This window comes from Poriferisphaera corsica (assembly GCF_007747445.1).
Lineage (GTDB): Bacteria > Planctomycetota > Phycisphaerae > Phycisphaerales > Phycisphaeraceae > Poriferisphaera > Poriferisphaera corsica.
In genome coordinates, this window is sequence record NZ_CP036425.1 from 192770 (window position 1) to 213278 (window position 20509).

General features: G+C 47.1%; 16 protein-coding genes. 10 read left to right on the plus strand and 6 right to left on the minus strand.

Annotated features, from left to right (window positions below):
- Positions 1-27: 27 nt before the first annotated feature.
- Positions 28-429 carry a hypothetical protein gene (locus KS4_RS00765; protein WP_145073194.1) on the minus strand — a complete coding sequence of 134 codons (402 nt, stop codon included), beginning with the start codon at positions 427-429 and terminating at the stop codon, positions 28-30.
- A gap of 270 nt (positions 430-699) precedes the next feature.
- A complete protein-coding gene (locus KS4_RS17970; protein ID WP_261341879.1) occupies positions 700-822 on the minus strand; it encodes a hypothetical protein in 123 nt (40 codons plus the stop codon).
- A 334-nt stretch (positions 823-1156) separates the two neighbouring features.
- On the opposite strand from KS4_RS17970, the gene KS4_RS00770 reads away from it, so the two are divergent.
- Positions 1157-2902 carry a leucine-rich repeat domain-containing protein gene (locus tag KS4_RS00770; RefSeq protein ID WP_145073197.1) on the plus strand — a complete coding sequence of 582 codons (1746 nt, stop codon included), beginning with the start codon at positions 1157-1159 and terminating at the stop codon, positions 2900-2902.
- Positions 2903-3468: 566 nt separating this feature from the next.
- Here the strand turns inward: KS4_RS00770 and tsaB are convergent.
- The gene (tsaB, locus tag KS4_RS00775; protein ID WP_200761431.1) at positions 3469-4281 is read right to left on the minus strand and encodes a tRNA (adenosine(37)-N6)-threonylcarbamoyltransferase complex dimerization subunit type 1 TsaB; all 813 of its coding nucleotides are present in this window, start codon (positions 4279-4281) and stop codon (positions 3469-3471) included.
- A gap of 379 nt (positions 4282-4660) precedes the next feature.
- On the opposite strand from tsaB, the gene KS4_RS00780 reads away from it, so the two are divergent.
- The 6 genes from KS4_RS00780 (at position 4661) to KS4_RS00805 (ending at position 13204) form a co-directional block, all read left to right on the plus strand.
- A complete protein-coding gene (locus KS4_RS00780; RefSeq protein ID WP_200761432.1) occupies positions 4661-5665 on the plus strand; it encodes a 3'-5' exoribonuclease YhaM family protein in 1005 nt (334 codons plus the stop codon).
- A gap of 201 nt (positions 5666-5866) precedes the next feature.
- Entirely contained in the window at positions 5867-7555 is a 1689-nt protein-coding gene (locus tag KS4_RS00785; RefSeq protein WP_145073206.1) for a DUF7453 family protein, read from the plus strand.
- A 168-nt stretch (positions 7556-7723) separates the two neighbouring features.
- A complete protein-coding gene (locus tag KS4_RS00790; protein ID WP_145073209.1) occupies positions 7724-9397 on the plus strand; it encodes a hypothetical protein in 1674 nt (557 codons plus the stop codon).
- Between the two features lie 179 nt (positions 9398-9576).
- Positions 9577-11253: a DUF7453 family protein gene (locus KS4_RS00795; protein ID WP_145073213.1), complete on the plus strand. Its 1677-nt coding sequence runs from the start codon at positions 9577-9579 to the stop codon at positions 11251-11253.
- A 297-nt stretch (positions 11254-11550) separates the two neighbouring features.
- Positions 11551-11952, plus strand: a complete 402-nt coding sequence (locus tag KS4_RS00800) for a 2Fe-2S iron-sulfur cluster-binding protein (RefSeq protein WP_145073216.1) — start codon at positions 11551-11553, stop codon at positions 11950-11952.
- 412 nt (positions 11953-12364) lie between these two features.
- Positions 12365-13204 (plus strand): type II secretion system protein, encoded by an 840-nt coding sequence (locus KS4_RS00805; RefSeq protein WP_145081300.1) that lies wholly within the window; start codon positions 12365-12367, stop codon positions 13202-13204.
- 62 nt (positions 13205-13266) lie between these two features.
- Here KS4_RS00805 and KS4_RS00810 read toward each other — a convergent pair whose 3' ends face one another.
- Together KS4_RS00810 and KS4_RS00815 are read right to left on the minus strand one after the other, a co-directional pair.
- Positions 13267-14085, minus strand: coding sequence for a type II secretion system protein (locus KS4_RS00810; protein WP_145073219.1), 819 nt, complete (start codon positions 14083-14085; stop codon positions 13267-13269).
- A gap of 315 nt (positions 14086-14400) precedes the next feature.
- Complete coding sequence (locus KS4_RS00815; RefSeq protein WP_145073222.1) at positions 14401-14610, minus strand: hypothetical protein; 210 nt, start codon at positions 14608-14610, stop codon at positions 14401-14403.
- Between the two features lie 278 nt (positions 14611-14888).
- Here KS4_RS00815 and KS4_RS00820 point away from each other — a divergent pair, with 278 nt between their 5' ends.
- The gene (locus KS4_RS00820; protein ID WP_145073225.1) at positions 14889-15416 is read left to right on the plus strand and encodes an NUDIX hydrolase; all 528 of its coding nucleotides are present in this window, start codon (positions 14889-14891) and stop codon (positions 15414-15416) included.
- A 271-nt stretch (positions 15417-15687) separates the two neighbouring features.
- The gene (locus KS4_RS00825) at positions 15688-16764 is read left to right on the plus strand and encodes a helix-turn-helix transcriptional regulator (RefSeq protein ID WP_200761433.1); all 1077 of its coding nucleotides are present in this window, start codon (positions 15688-15690) and stop codon (positions 16762-16764) included.
- An 83-nt stretch (positions 16765-16847) separates the two neighbouring features.
- On the opposite strand, the gene KS4_RS00830 is transcribed toward KS4_RS00825, so the two are convergent.
- Complete coding sequence (locus tag KS4_RS00830; RefSeq protein ID WP_145073231.1) at positions 16848-18410, minus strand: hypothetical protein; 1563 nt, start codon at positions 18408-18410, stop codon at positions 16848-16850.
- Between the two features lie 338 nt (positions 18411-18748).
- Between KS4_RS00830 and KS4_RS00835 the strand changes: the two genes are divergently transcribed.
- A complete protein-coding gene (locus tag KS4_RS00835) occupies positions 18749-20476 on the plus strand; it encodes a SulP family inorganic anion transporter (protein WP_145073234.1) in 1728 nt (575 codons plus the stop codon).
- The last annotated feature ends 33 nt before the right edge of the window (positions 20477-20509 follow it).

Consider the following 20509-nt stretch of genomic DNA (forward strand, 5'->3'; position numbering starts at 1 on the left):
TCAGCACCAGCATCGTTTACCTGCTAGTTACTCCTCCTCACCCAATGTATCAAGTGTTTCTGGGAGCCGATACGGATAGAACACTTCCGCCGTCCGATCACGATTCACCTGAATAATCGTGAATCTATCCGGTGCAGCAGGCAATGGCGTATACGTCACCCACCAATAACCTTCATCCACGATGTAATCCGCTTCAACCGATACACCCAAATAATCATAATCCCAATCATATGGCTCAAACCCCATGTCCTCCTGAGGTAAGAACAACATAGGCTGATAAAACGCATTCGCAATCTGCACCGCCTCATACCCACTCATCGATTTAGGCGACTGTTTGTCTTCTTCAAAAACAACCTCATTACGCACACACCCCACCATCAACATGCACAAACACATCAATCCTATTATGGACGTTCGTTGCTTTAACATCACATGCTTCCCTAGTAATTCATTAGAATCATCGATCACTATCATTCTAATAGACCCAGCATTAAAATAGCGATTGATTATTCGGTATTATCCTTCTTCCGAGGCCTTTCATGCCCATCCCCCCCCCCCACACAACCTCCGAGGTTAATCTCTCCTCAACTCTTCTTCTGCTTCGCCTGCAGTTACAACCTCCCCCACCATTGCCCGCCTAATCATCCCATACGTTTCCTCCGGCCGCTCCATCCCTATACCTTCCGAAAAATCTTCTAATTATCTATCCACCGAATAGGCATTAATTTCCCACCGCCCAACCTTCTCGTTCGCATACAACTCACGCCAGCCCACAAACCCCAGCCCAAAAGCCAATACCAAAACCGTAAACAATCGCATCATGATGTGCCCCATCGGAAATCAAAAATCGGAATCAAAAACAAGGATAGATCTACCTGATAGACGAACCTAAACATGATCTGTTTCAGATTCTCAACCAGCATCAAACACCAAAACATCGCAGGCAAGCGGGCACGTAAACCCGTACTAGCAAACCATCCCGCTCGCGTTTTCTTACCTATTTCTCAGGTAATTCTTATATTCTTCTAGAAGTGAATTTTATCGCACATATTTAGGGCTAAATTTTGAAAATACCAATTTGAAAAACCAATTTTTGAGTTAATATTGCTTTCGACTTTCAATTCATAATTCAACACACGTAACATGGGGAGCAAACATGTTCACGCGCCACCAATTCGCCCAATCTCTCGCCCTGTCCACAATCGCTGCACTACCCCTCACCTCAACCACCCACGCCAAAATCCTCACCCCCGACGACCTCGTCGGCAAGACCCACCTCACAGAACTCTCACTCTCCAGCAAAAAAATCACCGACATCTCAGGCAGCCCCTTCGTCGATATGACCAACCTCGAAGACCTCACCTTCTACTCCAACAAACTCACCACACTCGACGCCGGCGACTTCACCGGACTCATCAACCTCAAAGAACTCGACTTCACATCAAACACCATCAACACCATAAACGCCAACGCCTTCGCCGGACTGCAAAGCCTTGAAAAACTAGAACTTAATATCAACCAAATCTCCCAACTCCAAAACGGCGCCTTCACCGGCCTCACCAGCCTCCAACACCTCAACCTCAGCAGCAATCAACTCACCTCATTCAACGTCGGCCCCGATCACGACCTCACCGCACTCAAATCAATCAATCTATTCAGCAACAAAATCACCGACTTCAAAAACATCAACATCATCGGCATGTCCCAACTCGAAGAACTCCGCCTATCCGCCAACCCCCTTGTCCAACTAAAACAAGACTCTCTCTCCCATCTCAGCCAACTCAAATACCTCAGCTTCGAGCTCACCACCTCTTTCATCAACGCCCATGCCTTCCTCCCCATGACCAACCTCCAGCATCTCGGCCTCGAAAACCATGCCATCAATGACCTGCGCAACATCTCCTTCCAAGGCCTAAATAACCTCAAAAGCCTCTACTTCGAATCCAGCACGCTCACCGAACTCTACCAAGAGTCCTTCACCCACCTAAACAGCATCGAAGAACTCCACTTCTACACACCAGAAATAGATACCCTTCGCGCCAACACATTCAGCCAACTCACCACCCTCAAGAAACTCATCTTCTCAAACTACAACCCCAGCTCCATTTCCGAAATCGAACTCGGCGCATTCAACAACCTCTCAAATCTCGAAGAAATTTCAATCAATTACCACAACCTCCAAGCCATACATGATGGTCTGTTCGAAAATCTCTCATCACTCAAAACACTATCCCTACGCAACAACAACATCACAGAAATCACCGCTGATACCTTCAAAGGGCTAAGCAACCTCAAAGAACTCGACATCCGAAACAACCCATTCACCTCCATCGAACACAAAGCCTTCTCGCATTTCGACAGCCTCGAAACCTTCATCCTCGGCTCCGCCTCCCCAACACTCAAACTCTCCCATGCGAACTTCAAAAACCTCATCAAAGCCGACATCAACTATGGTGTCCAACACCTCGACCTCCAATACTCACAACTTTCCCAACTTGCTTTCGACGCCATCCTCCTCAACAACGCCTCCAACTTCGCATCAGGCATCATGAACTTCTCAAACATCAGATCAATCAATTTCTCAGGTATCGACTTCATCGACATCACCGACTTCGCCGCCCTCACCGACGAGAACGGCACCGACAACATCGAATCACTCTCCTTCGCTTACGCACAAAACCTCTCCGATACTTTCATCATGCAACTGCTCGATGAAACCACCTTCAAGAGCCTCACGCATCTCGACCTCACCGGCGTTTGGGGTTCACTTTCAACCGACACAAAATCCGCGATCAACACTTGGCAGGACAATGCCGCTCATACCGTCGTCATTCCCGAGCCTTCAACCGCGCTGCTCTTACTACCTGTCCTCGTCTGTGTACGTCGGCGACATGCCGTTTAGTTTGATACTGAAAAACTAGCCTAAAACGCAGATTAGCCAGTCGCCCATATGCCTGCGCCTTTTTTGCGCACAATAATTTTCTGAAGCGCGCATCTGTGCGCAAAATCGCTTGTGGATAAGCCTCTGTTTTTAATAATTTCTTTTCAAAACGCACATTTTTTGATTCGTTTTTGGTTAAAACCAGCGATTTTAAACGTTTTTTGACGATTTTTAGTTTTGCTTGCAACTATCTATTGATGAGTTAGTTACGTCAACAATAACCTTCCGGGAGCGCTTTTGTGCGCTCCCGGAAGGTTTTGTATTTGCGTTCAGGTGCAAGACAAACTGCGCGCACACGCCCTGCCAACTGTTGAACATTCCACGCGCACAAAAGCATATTTTTCAGCCGCGTCTAATCAACGATTAGTGCTGTGAAATAAGTTGGGTAGACAAAGAAGTGAGACGCGAAATCGCATCCGGAGGGAAGACAGAAAAGAGGGGAAGGGGTGGCGGGGGAACAAGGGGAACCACTTCCGGGGGCGGCTCGGGGGTGGCTTCCGGGGGGTAGCTTCCGGGGGTAGGGGGGATTACTTCCGGGTGCGGGAGCTTCCGGGGGCAGGGGGGTGGTTCATGTTCCAGAGGGTGACGGCTTCCGGCTCACGGATATAAGCAGCCTGTAAATCCTTGGCTTCAATATACTTGCCAGCCTTTGAAAGCGAACGCCCGATCAGCCAGGTATGGGACGCATCCGCTAAGGCTGCTGGCCCGCTGATGATCTTCACGTTCTGTTTCCGCGTCCAACTGTCTTCGTTCTTCAACGCTTCCGGCAAGACTTCGCCCACAACCACTCTTAGTTGATCGCCCGCCTCGTCACGTAACTCATCACTGCTACGCAGCTTGGGTTCGCTCACAGCGATCATCTCGCCCTCAGCGTTCTGCTGCCAGATGCCAGAGTAGACGGTGTCGCGCTTGAGGTTCAGGCAGGCCGCGATGCAGTCACCTTCTGAAAGATCATCGCTAACACCTTGGTTCATAACAACTTGAAGGGTTGGCACTTCAATAATTTTGCAGCCTAAAACCATGGCGAGCATTTTCGCGGTGGTGATCGCAATGCGGAGGCCCGTGAAACTTCCCGGGCCGGTTGAAATGTAAACCTCTTTGAGATCAGATTTTGCAATGCCTTGTTCTGTAAAAATCTCGTCCACAGTTTGCATGAGATCAAGGTTATGGCGGCGTGAGGCGGGAAGATCGCGGACGGCAAGGATCTGATCACCACGGCCAATTGCAATACGCCCGACTCGGCCGGAAGCCTCGATCGCTAAGCTCACGACAGAAGGGGGTGTAGACTCGCAACCACTTGATTGGCAATTGGTTAAGTTGTGGGATGGGTTCTCACTCATATTGGAAGATATTCTAACACCGAGAAGAGCAGCATCCCAATCCGACATCTCGCAATCAATGACTCAGCACAAAAGCATGTACGAAGTTTGAGTATTCACATGCCTGAGTTGTGTGGGTTTTAGGGTATTCAGAAAAGACTGAAAAACATCAGCTGTTTCTGTTTAATTCTCCACCGCCAATCCACTCTTAATGCCTTTATAGGCTGCGTTTAGAAGGGTTAGGAAATTTCAGGTTAGCCCATTTTGTCTAAATCTACAGATCGAGCGTTTAACGGGGTAGTTATTCGCTAGTATGGTTCGGCTCGTGTAACATAATCGATCCAGCCTGAGCTTTTAAACCATGACTATTTTAAGGGATAGAACATTGCAGCAGCATCACGTGAGTATCAATGGGCTCTCATCGAATCAATATATTGAGGGGGTTTATGCGGTCCAAAATTGTCAGTTGGGGATGACGAAGAATGGCAAGCCGTTCTTGAAGTGTTTGATTGCTGACAAGACGGGCCGGACACCGGGTCGGATGTGGAATGCCTCGGAAGAGTTGTACGCAACGCTGCCAACGGATGGTTTTGTCTACATACAGGCGCAAACTCAGCCGTATCAGGGTGAGATACAGTTGATCATTCAGAATATTAAGCCGCATGTCCCAACGGATACTGAGCTGCGTGAGTTGGTGCCAACCACGAAGTTTAGTATTGACGAGATGTTCAGCGAGGTATTGCGTATGTTGGGTTCGATCGAGAATCCGGTGATCGCAGCCATTGCGAACGAGTACTTGTCTGACGGTCAGTTGATGGATCGTTTCTGCAATGCACCTGCGGCTCAGGTGTTACATCATGCATACTTGGGTGGGTTGTTGGAGCACACGTTGTCGGTGATGAAGTTGGCGGAATCGATCTTGCCGCACTATCCGGGCGTGAACCGTGATGTGGTGGTTTTTGGTTTGTTCCTGCACGACTTGGGCAAGTGTGAGGAACTGTCGTGGGAGGCTGGCTTCTCGTATACGGATGTGGGGCAGCTGATTGGTCATATTGGCCAAGGTGTGCTGATGTTGGAGAAGAAGATTGAGGCGGTTGAACGTGAGCCAGAGCATGCAGACGATCCTGCTGCGGTGAAGGTGCCGAAGGCGATTAAGCACATGCTGCATCACATCATTTTGTCGCATCATGGTGAGCCTGAGTTTGGGGCGCTTAAGATACCGGCGTCTGCTGAGGCGATTCTGATTTCGCATATTGATAATTTGGATGCGAAGATGAATATGGCGATCAGTGAGACGCGTAATGAGGAAAGTAAGCCGGCGCCTGGTGCGGGGAACTTTACGGAAAAGATTTGGGCGCTGAATACGAAGCTGTATCGTCCTGACCCGACGACAGTTGAAGACTAATACTTGATTAGAGTGTTAGGATTGTGAAATCAAAAGGCTGCGAGTTTATAAAGCTCGCGGCCTTTATCTATTTTAACAGGCGTGCGATTGGTATTAAGAATTTGGGGGAGTGTGTTTAATGTGTGTTGGATTGATGGTATGATTTTGCGTCTAAGATTATTGAATTATTGCTTTGGATTAAATCATAAACGGAGAGACGAGATGAAATTCGGGAGCCTAAAGTGTTGTGTGCTGGGTGTATTGATGTGTGGGGGGTTGGGTATGCAGGTCAGTGGCGCAGAGTTTGAGACGGTTATTTTGAGTGGTGAGGCGGCGGGGGTTGTAGGTAAGACGTTACGGGCGTTTGATCGAGTTGATCTGAACAATCATGGGCAGTTGGTGTTTCAGGCGATTGCGGATGATGACGCGGTTGATGAATTGAAGACGTATGCGAATTATTATGTGGATGTGAGTGGTGGGCATCAACTGATTGACAGCCAGACGAATGATCATGACTGGTCAATGAAAGGTGGGCAGGGGGTTGCTTTTTCGACGCATGCGTATCCGCTATACCGGACGCAACTGAATGATCATGGTGATATCGCATATTTGAAGCTGACGGATGTGTGGAGTGATAATGAACTTCACACTGAAGTCGATGCGCCATTTGAGCTTAGACGAACATCAATTAACGGTTCATTAAATGAAGTGTTAGCGAGCAATCAAACGGAGGTTCCAAGTGCAGGTGGTATGCAGTTGGATCATTATTTGGTGAGTGGTAATTTTCAGCTTCTGAATGATGGCGATGTTACGTTGACGACAAAGGCTGAAGGCTTGAGTGCTGCTGCCTCGGGGCTTGGGATTTATAAAATTGATAGTGAGGGTATTGAAAAATTGATTATGACGGGTGATCCGACTGCAACGAACGGGTTGCCGGGGGAGTTTGGCAGTTTTGTGCTTGCACCTTTGTCTCCACGGTTGGTTTCACTGAATAGAAATGGTGATGTGCTGGTTGCGCATGATGGTTTGACTAATCCGAATGGTCATTTTGGTTGGAATGCGAATGTGACGAAATATGATGCATCAACAGGAGAGTTGGATGCGATTACACGTGTTGGTGATCCTGCGCCGGGGTATGAGGATGGTGCGTATTTATATACAGGTTTTAGAGCGCCGGCGGGGCCTGTCATCAATGATAATGGGACGATGTTTTTAGAGTTTGTGGTTCGAGATCCATCTAATGCGAGTGTGTTTCAAAAGGCGTTGTATATATATGATGAGGATGGGATGACGCGGGTTGCCAATTCGGGTGCATCGGGTGGTGTTGTGGTCGATGATTATGATTTTGAAACATTGACATCCCCTTTTGCGTACAACAATCGTGATCAGTTTATGTTTATGGCGATGCCGGCGATCACGGACCCGGCACTTAGTTTGTATATGGGGAGTAAGTCTGGTTGGGAAGCCGTTGCTGTGATTGGTGAAGCGGCGGCGGGATTTGAATCAGAAGGATATGTTTATCGACAGATTCTTGCGGATCGCGCTTGGCGGGATCAGGAATCAGTGCAGTTAAATGACAATGGTGCGGCGGCGTTTTTGGCTGTGGTTGGCGAGGGGTTTGATAATTTAGAGGTGTTGTATGGCCGGGGAGCTGAGGGTGAGCTTGAAGTGATTGCGTATGAGGGGATGGGATTCGAAGTGATGGCAAATGGTGTGTTAGAAATGCGGGTGATTGAGTCGTTTAATGTGGATCTGTTTGATTTGAACAATCAGAACATGCTGGCGTTTGGGTTGGAGTTTGAGGATGGTAGCTCGGGGATTTTTACGACGATGGTGCCTGAGCCGATGAGTGGGGCGGTGATGGGGATGATGGCATTGGGTGTTTTGGCTAAGCGGCGCCGTGTGGGCTGATTGGTTGTTAGGTGGGTTGATAAAATAGGAAAGTTAGAGCCATGAGTCGATGACTTGTGGCTTTTTTTGTTAGTAAATCGTAAAGCATTCAGTAATGATTTAGATTTGCGGAGACATTGAGTTATAATTGCATCACGATTTAGCCTAATAATTGACAGGAGAGATGCTATGTCCGGGAGTAAGTTTGTTGGTGCAGTTGGTGTGTTGGCGTTATTGACAACAGGTATTGCGAGTGGTGGGGTTTTCGAGACCGTTGTTTTATCAGGTGAGCAATCAACGATTGGCGAGAAAACGCTTAGATCATTCGATGATGTTGATTTGAATAACAATGGGCAGTTGTTGTTTCAAGCGTTGGTTGATGATGAAGAAGCGGATGAGTCGTGGGTGCATGCAAATATATATGTTGATGCGATGGGTGGGCGTAAGCTGATTGATTCGGTGGAGCGGGAAGGGGATCTATACATGATGGCTGGTCAGCACTATACACGTGGCGGTTGGGCGAACGGAGATAAATTTATGGGCGGTTTACATCGCAGTCAGTTGAATGATCGCGGTGATATTGCTTACATCAAGGTTGATGGTGAATGGGAGCTTAATGGTGGCAGTGCATCGCAGCTATCACATGAGGTTACAGGTAAAGGGATGATGACGCGTGTTGAGGGCGGGCAATCATCGGTGTTGTTTGGGACGGGGCTTGATATTAATGGGCAGGTGGTCGGTGATAAAGATGCATATCGATATCGTGACTTGCTTGCGCATTCACTTTTTCAGTTGAATGAATCAGGGCAGGTGATTACGTTTGCCCGTGAGGAGAATGATCCGGGGTTTAATGGTGAGTACAAGAGCCGCGAATCGGTTTTATCGGGTGGTTTGGATGGGACGCAGGTGTTGTTTGACTCTCAATCGGTGGATGAAGCTTGGGAGTTTAACTTTGCTGATTCGTCTTATCGTGAAGCTATATATGCGAATGAACATGGTGATGTGATTGCATTCAGTGATGGTTTTGGTTTTACTGATCCAATTTTTTATAGCGGCTCTGATCAAAGTATTGTGTCATTTGTTAATCAAGGTGAGGCCATGCCGGGCTATGGTGAGGGGTCTTATCTACAAGGTCTGATGAAGCCGATGCGGAGTGGCGTGATCAATGATAACGGGACGGTACATTGTGTACTGCGTGTAAAAGATCCAGATAGTCCAGGCACAGTAAATCTTGGTTTATTTGAGTATAAGAATGATCAGTTACGACTAATTGAAAAATCTGGGAATGGTGGAGAGCATCGTTATACATGGAGTATGACGATCATCGATTCCAATAATAATGATACGCTTGTGTATGCGGGGCAAAGTAATTCGATCGTTGGGTATGAGTTTAATATGATGCGGGGTGGTGAGGTGAAGAGCATGTACATGACAAATGATCATGCTGCGGGGATGAGTGAGGATTGGAAGTATGGCGTGAATGGCCCTGATTTTTTTACTGATGAACAGGATCATTTTCGATTGAATGAGAACGATATTGCTGCGATGGTCATACAGATTCGTGAGAATGAAGATGATCCGATCAATGCGATCTATACATACTTTGAAGATGAGATGCAGTTGGTGGTGCATGAGGGGATGGATTTTGAAGTGATGACGGACGAGGGATTGGAAACGCGAGTGATTGAGCGGATTAATGCGTCGGTGTTTGATTTGAACAATCAGAATATGCTGGCGTTTGGGTTGGAGTTTGAGGATGGTAGCTCGGGGATTTTTACGACGATGGTGCCTGAGCCGATGAGTGGGGCGATTGTGCTGGGGGCTGGGTTAATGGGGTTGGTAAGACGTAAACGTGTTGGGTAATTATTTTAGAAATGTAAGAAATGTTAGGGATAAGGCTGCTCGTAAGGGGCGGCCTTATCTATTTTAACTTTTGAGGTTATGTGTATTTTATGATCGTTTAGGCGAGGCTGATCTCGTAGAATGGTGGCTCATGAATCATTGATCAATTTTAAATATAGAGATTCACCGGGAGTGAGCAGATGCTTATTAATATGAGAATGAAGATGGCGGGCTTGGCGATGGTTGCGGGTGTTGGGATGGTTAGTTTGGCTAATGGGAGCGTGTTTGATACGGTTGTGATGAGTGGTGAGGTTGGTGTTGGTGATAAAACATATGAGAGTTTTAATCGGGTTGATATTAATAATCATGGCCAAATCGTGTTTCAAACGGTGATGGACGATGATAATCAATCTGATGATTTGAAGACATATGCCAATTATTATGTGGGTGCGGATCGTAATTGTGCTGTGATTGACTCGCTTGTGTCGGGTGATGTGTGGGAGGTGGGTAGTTATAAATATGGATATGCGTTGGCTTCGCCGATGTATCGTACGCAGATCAATGATCGTGGTGATATTGCGTATGTGAAGATGTTGGAGCCGTGGCCGTCTCATACTATTTATGAAGAAGAACGAGGTGATTTTGAGCTTGTTCGTGTTGGTGTCGGTGATGTGAACCAAAAGGAGGTGTTGGCGAAGAGTGGTGAGGCGACGGGTGGTGTGATGCCAGACCCATTTAATCAGGGGGCCGCAGCGGCGCACTATTACAAGTTTTCTGCTGCGGATTATTTTGAATTGAAAGAAAGCGGGTTGATCGGTTTTTCAAGTGGCGTGAGTAAGCAGGGGGAAGGAGATACAGAGGATCTGGTTGCGCTGTTTACGATTCAGGGAGGCGGTGTGAATGAAGTGTTTATGGAGGGTAAAGAAGGGATTGGGGGGCCGTTCTGGGCGAATATATATGATCAATATAAGTTTAATGTGAACGGGGCTGGGGATGCGATGTTTGTCCATGATTCAGGGGTGCCAGGAACATACAACGGGTCGTTAGCGTTTTACGATTCGGCAACGGGCATGACGACGGAGCTAACAAAGGGTGAAGCGCTTGCGCCTGGGCATGATGATGGGTCGTATTATTCCTCGATCGGTAAGATTGCAACGGGGATGTTGATGAATGATAACGGGGTGGGGGTTTTTGAGGCGTATTTGAAGGTTGATGGAAAATCATCTCGTCAAGCGTTGTATCGTTTGGAAGAAGGCGAAGTGACACTGATTGCAACGTCTGATTTTAATTTTGATGATGAGGGAGAAGAGTTTGGTTTGGTCTATTCGCCGGATGCATTGAACAATCGGAATGAGTATTTGTTTAGGGCGTGGGAGAGTATGGATAAGCCGTTTCATCAGTTGTATTTTGGGAGTGATGATGGGATCGAGGCGGTTTACAGGTCGGGCGATTTGGCGGTAGGTTTTGAATCAGAAGATTATCGTTATGTTGGCACAGCATTTGATTTGATATGGCGTGATCAAGAGCAAATACAGTTGAATGAGCAGGGGGTTGCAACGTTTATTGTTGCATTAGATAAAGAGGGTGTTGGTGGAAAAACTGCGTTGTATTCACGTGGTATAGATGGGGCTCTGGATTTGATTGCCCATACAGGTGAGGAAATTGAGGTGATGGTGGATGGACAGTTAGTCATGAAAACAATCAAAGCATTTGATCATGATTTATTTGATCTGAATGATGAGAATGTACTGGCATTTGGGTTGGAGTTTATGGATGGCAGTTCGGGGCTGTTTACGACGATGGTACCTGAGCCGATGAGCGGTGTGGTGCTGAGTGTGATGGGGATGTGTGGTTTGATGCGGCGGCGAATTGGATGATGGGTGACGCTGGGTAGATATGATTGATATTGAGACTGCAAGCGTTAGGTTTGCAGTCTTTTTTTGCGCCTAACATGAAATGAAACTGATTAGGTGGCAGTTGAGACTATGAGGTTGAGGAGGGGGTCTAAGGAGTGGGTTGTCGGTTGATGCCATTGTGAAGTTGGGACGTGTTATACGTATAGGGGGAAAGTGGCTAAAATGTATGGTGATGGTTGGGTGTTTAGCGGGATTGATACAAAAGACATGCTGCGGCAGTAAGAGCTGATTGCAGTGGATGAATAGAGGAGTTTTGATATGCATATGAAGGCGTCGGATCACGATCATGGGCCGAAGACGGTGAAGGTGAAATTTTTGCTTGAAGATCCTGAAGGGTTGACAGGAGATGGTGGTAAAGAAGAGGTCGAGTGCAAGGGAGCGATTGGCGAGAATATCTTGGAGATCGCGTTGGAGAACGGCATTAACATTGAACATGCTTGTGGAGGTGTGTGTGCGTGCTCGACGTGTCACATCTATTTGGAGGAGGGGGAGAACGCATGTAACGAGCCAGAGGATGATGAGCTTGATCGAGTTGAAGAAGCTCCGGGAATTCAGATGAACTCGCGATTATCGTGTCAGACGGTGATTGAGAGTGAGGAGCCGATTGTTGTGAAGATACCGGCGTGGAATCGTAATGCGGTGAAGGAAGTGCCGCATTAGGTTTTATGAATAGAAAATTATGCTGAAATAACCTGCGTAAAGCAGGTTTTTTTATTGAAAAGGTGATGAGCATCGAGGCAAAATTAGACTGATTAAGCTTTCATTTGGTGAAATATAACTAACAATAAAAGCATGTACTTAGCTGAAAAATCGAGGCAATATGACCAGATGCCTAGCGATTCGTAAGTACGAAAAATCTATCGAATATGCATTGACTTGATTGTTAGGTGTTTTTAGAATTCATGATTGCAATAGTTGCTCAAAATGTGCCTTATTAAAAGGCAAAAGTGTATTTAGCAACAAGGCAAATTTAGTGATTAAGAAAACTATATTATTTCTACTTGTCATTTAGATCTAGGGTGCATGTTTCACCTCTTCTCAATATTCGATTTTGTTCAATAAAGGAATTGTCATGTCAAGGGAATCAAGAAATGGTGTCTGGGATGGTTTCACGTTAATTGAATTGCTTGTTGTAATTTCAATTATAGCATTGCTGATTGGTATACTGCTGCCTGCTTTGGGGGCGGCGAGAAAAACGGCGATGGCGGTAAAATGCAACAGCATGTTACGGCAATTTAATACGGGGAATTATATGTATGCGACAGATAGTGATGGATGGAAAGTGCCTACGCATGCGCCATGGGATACATCTAATCAGTTGCGATGGATTATCAACAAATCCTTTTCGTCATATGTTGCATCTGCGGCTGATTATAAGTCGACGGGTAGTGAAGGTTGGACTGCAGAGTATTTTTGTCCGGAAGCAACCTCGGCGATTGAGGGCGATAATTACTGGGATGAGCCATCTATCTATTTTTCATATACGATGAATGCATCAGACTGGCATTGGTATAACGCGTTAGGAAAAATGGATGAATATCCGCATTCGAGTGGTAGTTGGAAAGGTGCATTTAGGATGTCAAGTGTGAAAGTGCCGACGGAAGTCATTTTTATGGCAGATGGTTTCTCGGATGCTTTTGTTTCGCCTGCGGAGGATCGATATGTTAGTGAAACGTATCATAGTTGGTCATCTAGTAAGGGGGCGCAGTTGGCGGATCAGGCTAAGGGTTCAGGAACGATTGGGTATCGGCACCCAGGTAACTCGGCTAATCTCGCGTTTTTAGATGGGCATAATGAAAGCATGTCGGTCGAGGTGTTGGCAGAAGATTATAAGAAATATTTTTATGATATTGATCAGCGTAAGACAGCCCCGGATTCGATTGGGCGTAATGTTCCACATCCGAGGCCATAGCTTATGGTATGGAAAAGGCCGAGCTATGCTCGGCCTTTTAAAGCACTTGTTATGTAGATGATTTAATAGTTAAGTGGGTCGGGCAAAATTTTATTGTATTTACCATCGATGTAATATTTTGTCCATTCATTTTGCTCTCCAGCCGACTCGTAACCGTTCATTTGATCTTGCTTTATTGATTCGGTGTGCCCGTCCATGAAGACTGAGTTTGCGGATTTTGAGGGGTGACGAAATGCGATATTACCGTTATAACGCCAACCATTTTCAGGATGTTCGTCGGTGCCTTTGTAATTACGATGAGCGCCAAAATTGTAGTTATCTTGTAAGCCATCAGCAAAATGTGAAACATCTGTTGGTGTTGTAAGCGAAGATAAGCGATACATCCCGCGAATAAGGTTGCTATGAGCATAAGGTTCTGTTACCCAGCTTTGATTATATAAAACCCAATCAGACGAGTTTGCAGAATATGATCTGGGCATACCATTGAGATTGCCGCTGGAATTACGTTCAAAAGCAAGTGATGCGTCGGGGCAAAAGAATTCGGGTGTCCATGCATGCCAACCGTTTACATCCTTAACTTCATTCGCGACATATTGAGCAAAGGGGATGTTGTCCCACCATGGATCGGTTTCCGCAGCAGATGTAGCCCCAGCGGCCCAAGCTGGAACGACGTAATCATCGAAGTCATTCGCATAAAGGTATACGGCTAAGCCAAATTGTTTGAGCATACTGCTGCATTTGATTGATTTGGCTGTTGAGCGAGCGGCGCCTAGAGCTGGGAGTAGGATGCCGATAAGGAGGGCAATAATAGATATGACGACGAGAAGTTCGATGAGCGTGAAAGCGAAACGATTTCTATAATCAACTGATCTTGGAAACATTGGAATTTGTCCTCATGAAAGAAGTGATTTTCAATCAAAATCAACTTTGATAAGACCGGAAGTTTGCTTTGAAGAAGAAAATGCTTTTTTTAATTTGATATCTAAACAGTGAGCAAATGTTGCTCTAGATTATCTTGCCATGTTTCACAAGTAGTGTCAATGGGTATTGGTTATGAAAACACATCGTTTTTGGCCGTAAAAGATGCTCTTTTGCCTATTAGGCATCTATAAAATGTTTGTAATGAAAAGTGTTATATAGTGTGTTGTATTGAATATGCTTAGTTGGAAATTTATGAAGAAATTCTAACAAGACGTTTATTTTGCGAAACGCGGCTTTTGGATTTGTAGATCGCTGAGGTAGGTACGGAAATTTACGACATAATCGCCGCGCGTGATGTTGCCAACATATTCGTCGTAGAAAACAGCGTAGAGTGATTCATTGGCGTGACGATATGCGACAGCAGTGCTGTGCGTTGCGTGATCTGATTCATCCCCTTCAGGTTGAAATTTATCGGTAAAAGTCAAAATAAAGCAATAATTGCACGATTGTGCGCCAGAAGGCATATATCTAGCGATATTTAAAGAACTTAAAATATATCTTTGTTGGGCGATTGTTCATTTGATGGGGTGTCGCCTGTAATATGCACAAGTAGCTGGGCAAAGAGAGGGTTGATGGCCGGAGGTTTCTCGCTCCTCACTCCCCCCTCTCTATGTTTGATTACTTGTATATTGCTGAAGATGTGGGCGAGACCATGCTTTGATTGTTTACGCTAGAATGAGCGGTTATTGATGTTGAGTTATGAATGAAGAGAAATGGAGCGAAGCAGATGACTGTTGAGTTGCCGTATAAAATTGCGACCTTGTGCTATATGTTTGATGCTGAGGGGCGGGTTTTGTTATTGCATCGACGGCGGCCGCCGAATCAGGATTTGTATTCGCCGCCAGGGGGGAAATTGGAGAAGGCTGTCGGGGAGTCGCCAACGGCTTGTGCGCTACGAGAGATTCGGGAAGAGGTGGGGCTCGTATTAAAAGAGGACGATTTGCATCTGACGGGGATTGTTTCGGAAGCGGGTTTTGACGATCGGATGCACTGGTTGATGTTTTTATATGAGGTTAAAGGGGTGGTTGAGGTGGAGAGGACGACCTTTGATGAGGGAACGTTAGACTGGGTAAAATCTGATGAAATTGAGGGGTTGCCAATACCTTCGACTGATCGTGATGTGATTTGGCCACTTTTTTGGCAACATCGAGGTGGGTTTTTTATGGCACATATCAATTGCTATAAAGGTCGTACGGATTGGAGTTTAGAGCAATCAATAGTCGTCGGCTAGAAAAAAAGACATCTGGAATGTGGCAAGATTAAGCATTTCTTAATTGCAAAATTGCATAATGAGGTTAACCTGATTTTTTGATCAGCCCGTCCGGGCAATTAGGCAGATCATTTAAATAGTTGTGTATCGTCGCTAATAATATTAGTATAAACCCTAATTCCTTGGGGTCATTGCTAGATTATTGTGTTTTTATTGCTGGTCCGGTTTAAGTGATCTTGCTGGATATGGCGTGTTTTCCCTGATGGGATGGTCATGTAATTGGAGCGTCAACGTGTTTTCAAAGATTGGTGACGTAGCAAACGGGTGGGTTGTACCCTGGTTGACATCGCCGGTCGATTTTCTCGATCAGGTGAAAGAGCATCTGACTTGGGACTCGGTGGTGTTGGGGATTGTTGATGTCCGGACGGTGAAGCCAGACGCGATATTAGTTGCGGATGGTGTTTCAGGAGAAGCTTTAGCTAAGTGGAGTGAAGGCGCTCTGGTTGGTGATGAACTTTTCCGTGAAGCGAAGAAGAAGGGTGATGCGAGTGGAGAGATGGGTGAAGGCGGCGTGTTGCCGGTTGGTATGCACACGACAGTACAGATGTTGCCGGGCTCATTAGATGGGCAGGTGATGTGGTACCTAGCTGTTGGCCGCAAGGATCGTGCTTATGACGATGCTGAGGTGCAGGTTGCTGGGTTGTTGTTGCAGTTGATGAAGGTTGAATTTGCTCATGTTGCAGAATCAGAGATGGGGCGTCTGGTTTTGGATGGTGATAATCGGTTGTTGTTGGCGGATCCTCGTAGTGAGGTGAAGTTCAGGCAGCGGCCCGAATTACTTGAGCAGATTTGTGAGAAGTTGCCAGCGGTGATCAAGCAGCGGTGGGATGTGTTGGATGATGATCTGATGCATGACATTGTGCTTGATATGGAAGGCGTGGCGACTTGGATGCGTATCCGTAAGGGTGGTGTTGCGGGTAGCGGCCGAGGTCACTTGTATATTGAGACAAGGCCGGTTGGTGAAGGCGATGTGCCGGCGGTTGGTGTGCTGGAAGATGAGCGAATCGCGCAAGCGGTGGCTTACCTGTCAGACAACTTTGCGAAGAGTCCAAGTTTGAGTGAAGTGGCGGAGAGCGTTTATACGAGCCCGTTCCATTTTCATCGGTTGTTCTCACGCCAGGTTGGTTTAAGTCCGAAGCATTACTTGCTGCGTATGCAGTTGCAGATTGCGAAGTGGATGCTTCGTGCGACGCGCGTGCCAGTGGGTGAAGTGGCAACGGCGGCTGGATTTAGCAGTCACGGCCATTTTACAGCGACGTTCCACCGGTTGGTTGGGGTGAGCCCAACGCATTACCGTAGTGAAGCGTAAAGATTTTAATTAAGCGATAAAAAAGCCCGGCCAAATGGTCGGGCTTTTTATTTTGCTTATTCGGGTGCGATTGACTCTTTGTTCTACTCTTGCCCGTCGGGTTGATCGTTTTCGTGCTCAGCTTTGAGGTTGTCGAGGTGAGCTTGTGTGGTTTTGAGGAACAGTTGGAGGAGGATGGGTTGATTTGCATTTGAGTATGAAATGGCGGCGGTGATATCGGTTTGGTTCAGGCCATGTTGTTCGTTGCCTTGCGGGTTGTATGGATTGCCAAGGTTGTCAGTGTTGTCGGGGCCAGGATGATAGACGAGCAGGCCGTTGCTGGTGGTTCGGAGTTTGTAGTCGTTGGTTATCTGTTCGTCGATTTCGCCCGCAGCGTTTAATAGGTTGATTGACAAATGATTTGAGGTCAGGTTGGCCAAGTTTTGAGGTGGTTGTCTATTTGAGAGATAGAATCGGTATGAGGCAATTGCGAGCTGCGTTGTGGTTAGTTCGTATTCGATTTGATGGAAGGTTTTGATTGTTGCTTTATGAGCGGGGAGTAATGTGTTTGTGGCGATGTAGACGAAGGGTGCTTGCTGTATCAGTTTGCTGGCGTTGGGCAGGGTGTTTTTAGATGCAATGATGTCCTTCTTGATTGCGTCATAATATTGAATTGCGAAGAGTTTTTCTTTTTTGTTTAAGCCAAGGTGGTGCATGATCGGGTTGTTGGCATAGAAATTAATGCCCGCAAAGAGTGCTGATCGTTCACCCTGAAGCGTTTTAATCAATGTACTGTCGGCATTAATGGGTGTGAGGATCGTTTGTAGTTGTACGAGTTGCTGGTCATTAAAGAGGTGGGCGTTGATCGCACGTTGCGCTTCTTTGTTGAGCAGGCTGAGCAATGAAGTGCGTACGAGCTGGCCGATGAGGAAGGGCTCGTTTTCAAGTGTGTTTGCGAGTGAACGAATGGTAGTCAGTGTTTGCAGCGCATCGTTAGGTTGTTTTTCATGAACGGCGAGCCAGTGTGCAAGCTGGAGATGACGGGAAGTGTTTCTGATTTGCTGGAGATGATCTGCGGGCCCTAAGAGTGGGAATTGGAACTGAGTATCGCGGTAAAAGCAGCCGGTGAAGATGGGCGGGTTTAGTAGCTCGCTGAGATCTTCCTGAATAGAAGCGAGATATGTTTTTGTGTCATTGAGGACGATGAGAGGCGGGGTGAGGTTGAGGCGTGTGTACTCTGAAGGGGTTTCGGTGAAAAAGGGGATTTGAGGTGTGTCAGCTGAGGGCAGGCTGGGCATCATCATTTGTGTTGCTGCGGGGTTGAGTGGGCTGGTCGTGTCGAAGATTTCTGAGGCTACGGTGAGGGCGTCGAAGCGGGGTGTGTAGTAATCGGCGGCGTTGAGGCCGTTGATGGGCTTGGTGTATTGAGCTTGAATGTCTTGTAAGGTGATGAGCTCGCCATTGGCGCGGAGGCGAACGAATTCGGCAGTGAGTTTGTTATCGAGATGACGGTGCCAAAGGAAATAAGAGATGGTGAGGGTGATTAGGCTGAGCAGTATGGTGGTGGCGAGTATGACGAGAATGATTTTGAGGATACTGCGGCGAGGCCTTGGAGTGTTGAAGTGTTTATTAGATGAAGTGTTTTGCGGTATGGTTTGCGATGACATGCTCAGACTCCGGAAGGGTATGGCTTTAAAGGTATTGATATGATACTGCAGGTAGAAAAGGCTGTCGTGACAATTTAGCACTGGATTTATGCATGTTTGGGGGATGATTGGTGAAAAGTCTGGTGGAAGTAAGACGATTGGTTGAGGGTGCTGGGGCGCGTTAAGATATGGGTCTGTCCTGCAACGGGGCGGCGTTGCCTGTCTGCTTGTTTGTATTGATATGAATGATGAATGTCGCGGCTGATACTTTAAAGATTAAGGTAGAAGGCGGCGATGCTGTTGCATTGGGTTATTGATCCGGTGTGATAGTTCTAATCAGGTATTAGTAGGTCGAAAATATGCAGCAGTCAATCAAACCGAAGTTGTTTACGGTGATCCGTGAGTACAATCGTGAGCAATTTGCGAAGGATGTTGTGGCGGGTGTGCTGGTGGGGATCATTGCGATACCACTATCGATTGCGTTGGCGATTGCCTCGGGGGTTGGGCCGGAGATGGGGCTGTATACGGCTGCTGTTGCGGGATTTTTGATTTCGTTTTTTGGTGGAAGTCGGGTGCAGATTGGTGGGCCGACAGCGGCGTTTGTGCCGGTGGTTTATGGGGTGGTGCAGCAGTATGGTGTGGAGGGGTTGGCGGTGGCGGCGATCATGGCGGGAGGTTTATTGATCTTGATGGGGGTGCTGCGGTTAGGGGGGATGATCAAATATATTCCGTATCCTGTGGTGACCGGGTTTACAGCTGGGATTGCGGTGGCGATTGGTGTGAAGCAATTGAGGGATTTGATGGGGATGGAGATTGATCGATTGCCGGGCGATTTTGTGGGGATGTGTGAGGTGTATTGGGCGAATATGGATGGCGTTGATTGGGGGACGATTTTGGTGGGGTTGCTGTCTTTGATCGTGATTGTGTGCTGGGGCAGGTTGCCTTGGGGGTGGGTGAAGTACTTGCCGGGATCGCTCATTGCGATTGTGATGGCGACGGTTGGGGTAATGTTATTTAAGCTTGAAGGTGTGGCAACGATTGGGAGCCGGTTTAGCGGATTAGAAGGCGGGTTACCGCGATTGACTGTGCCGAGTGGGGTGGATTGGGTGATGGTGAAAGATCTGATCGGGCCGGCGGTGACGATTGCGGTTTTGGCGGGGGTTGAGAGTTTGCTGTCAGCGGTGGTGTCGGATGGGATGATCGGTGGGCATCACCGGTCTAATGCAGAGTTAGTTGGGCAGGGGTTGGCAAACATTGGCTCTGCGATGTTTGGTGGGATACCGGCTACGGGTGCGATCGCGAGGACGGCAGCGAATGTGCGAAGCGGAGGGCGGACGCCGATGGCGGGGTTGGTGCATGCGGGGGTTGTGATGTTGGTTGTGGTGGTGCTGATGCCTTATGCGAAGATGATTCCGCTGACAACGTTGGCGGCGGTGCTTTTGGTAGTGGCGTACAACATGGGGGATTGGGTTGCGTTCCGTGATTTGGGGAAAGGGCCAAAGAGTGACGGTGTTGTGTTTTTGCTGACGTTTGGCTTGACGGTCGTATTTGATTTGGTCGTTGCGATTGAAATCGGTCTTATTTTAGCAGTGTTTTTGTTTATGAAACGCATGGCGGATGTATCGGAAGTTAAGATATTAGATGAGGGAGCTGGTGTGTGTGATGAATTGGATGATGATGCGGTGCGCGGCGATATGTTGAGTAAGTATCAGGGTGAATTGGTTTTGTATGAAATAAAAGGCCCGTTCTTTTTTGGGGCAGCAGATAAGTTTGTAGATGTTACGCGAAAGCTGGGCGCGTCGACAAAGGGGATTATTTTGAAGATGGAAAATGTACCTGCTATGGATGGGACGGGGCTTCATCATCTTGAAACGTTTGTTGGTGTGTGTGAGCGTTCGGGTATACGCTTGTATCTTGTGGACGTGCAAAAGCAGCCTAAGCGTGTATTAGATAAACGTGGTTTGATGCAGCGTTATAGTTTTATTGCATTTTGTGCTGATATTAGAGAAGCAGTTGAGCGATATGGACGTGATCGTCAGGGCATGGCTGAGGCATTGCCTGATCGTGAAGTGCTGCTTGGAAATTGATTGTTTGGTAAATAAAAAAAACACCTTACGTTT

What these genes read in the sequence shown, in the direction of transcription:
- KS4_RS00765 (WP_145073194.1), bottom strand. Translation starts at nt 429, where the DNA reads ATGTTAAAGCAACGAACGTCCATAATAGGATTGATGTGTTTGTGCATG.
- KS4_RS17970 (WP_261341879.1), bottom strand. Translation starts at nt 822, where the DNA reads ATGATGCGATTGTTTACGGTTTTGGTATTGGCTTTTGGGCTGGGGTTT.
- KS4_RS00770 (WP_145073197.1), top strand. Translation starts at nt 1,157, where the DNA reads ATGTTCACGCGCCACCAATTCGCCCAATCTCTCGCCCTGTCCACAATC.
- tsaB (WP_200761431.1), bottom strand. Translation starts at nt 4,281, where the DNA reads ATGAGTGAGAACCCATCCCACAACTTAACCAATTGCCAATCAAGTGGT.
- KS4_RS00785 (WP_145073206.1), top strand. Translation starts at nt 5,867, where the DNA reads ATGAAATTCGGGAGCCTAAAGTGTTGTGTGCTGGGTGTATTGATGTGT.
- KS4_RS00790 (WP_145073209.1), top strand. Translation starts at nt 7,724, where the DNA reads ATGTCCGGGAGTAAGTTTGTTGGTGCAGTTGGTGTGTTGGCGTTATTG.
- KS4_RS00795 (WP_145073213.1), top strand. Translation starts at nt 9,577, where the DNA reads ATGCTTATTAATATGAGAATGAAGATGGCGGGCTTGGCGATGGTTGCG.
- KS4_RS00800 (WP_145073216.1), top strand. Translation starts at nt 11,551, where the DNA reads ATGCATATGAAGGCGTCGGATCACGATCATGGGCCGAAGACGGTGAAG.
- KS4_RS00805 (WP_145081300.1), top strand. Translation starts at nt 12,365, where the DNA reads ATGTCAAGGGAATCAAGAAATGGTGTCTGGGATGGTTTCACGTTAATT.
- KS4_RS00810 (WP_145073219.1), bottom strand. Translation starts at nt 14,085, where the DNA reads ATGTTTCCAAGATCAGTTGATTATAGAAATCGTTTCGCTTTCACGCTC.
- KS4_RS00820 (WP_145073225.1), top strand. Translation starts at nt 14,889, where the DNA reads ATGAAGAGAAATGGAGCGAAGCAGATGACTGTTGAGTTGCCGTATAAA.
- KS4_RS00830 (WP_145073231.1), bottom strand. Translation starts at nt 18,410, where the DNA reads ATGTCATCGCAAACCATACCGCAAAACACTTCATCTAATAAACACTTC.
- KS4_RS00835 (WP_145073234.1), top strand. Translation starts at nt 18,749, where the DNA reads ATGCAGCAGTCAATCAAACCGAAGTTGTTTACGGTGATCCGTGAGTAC.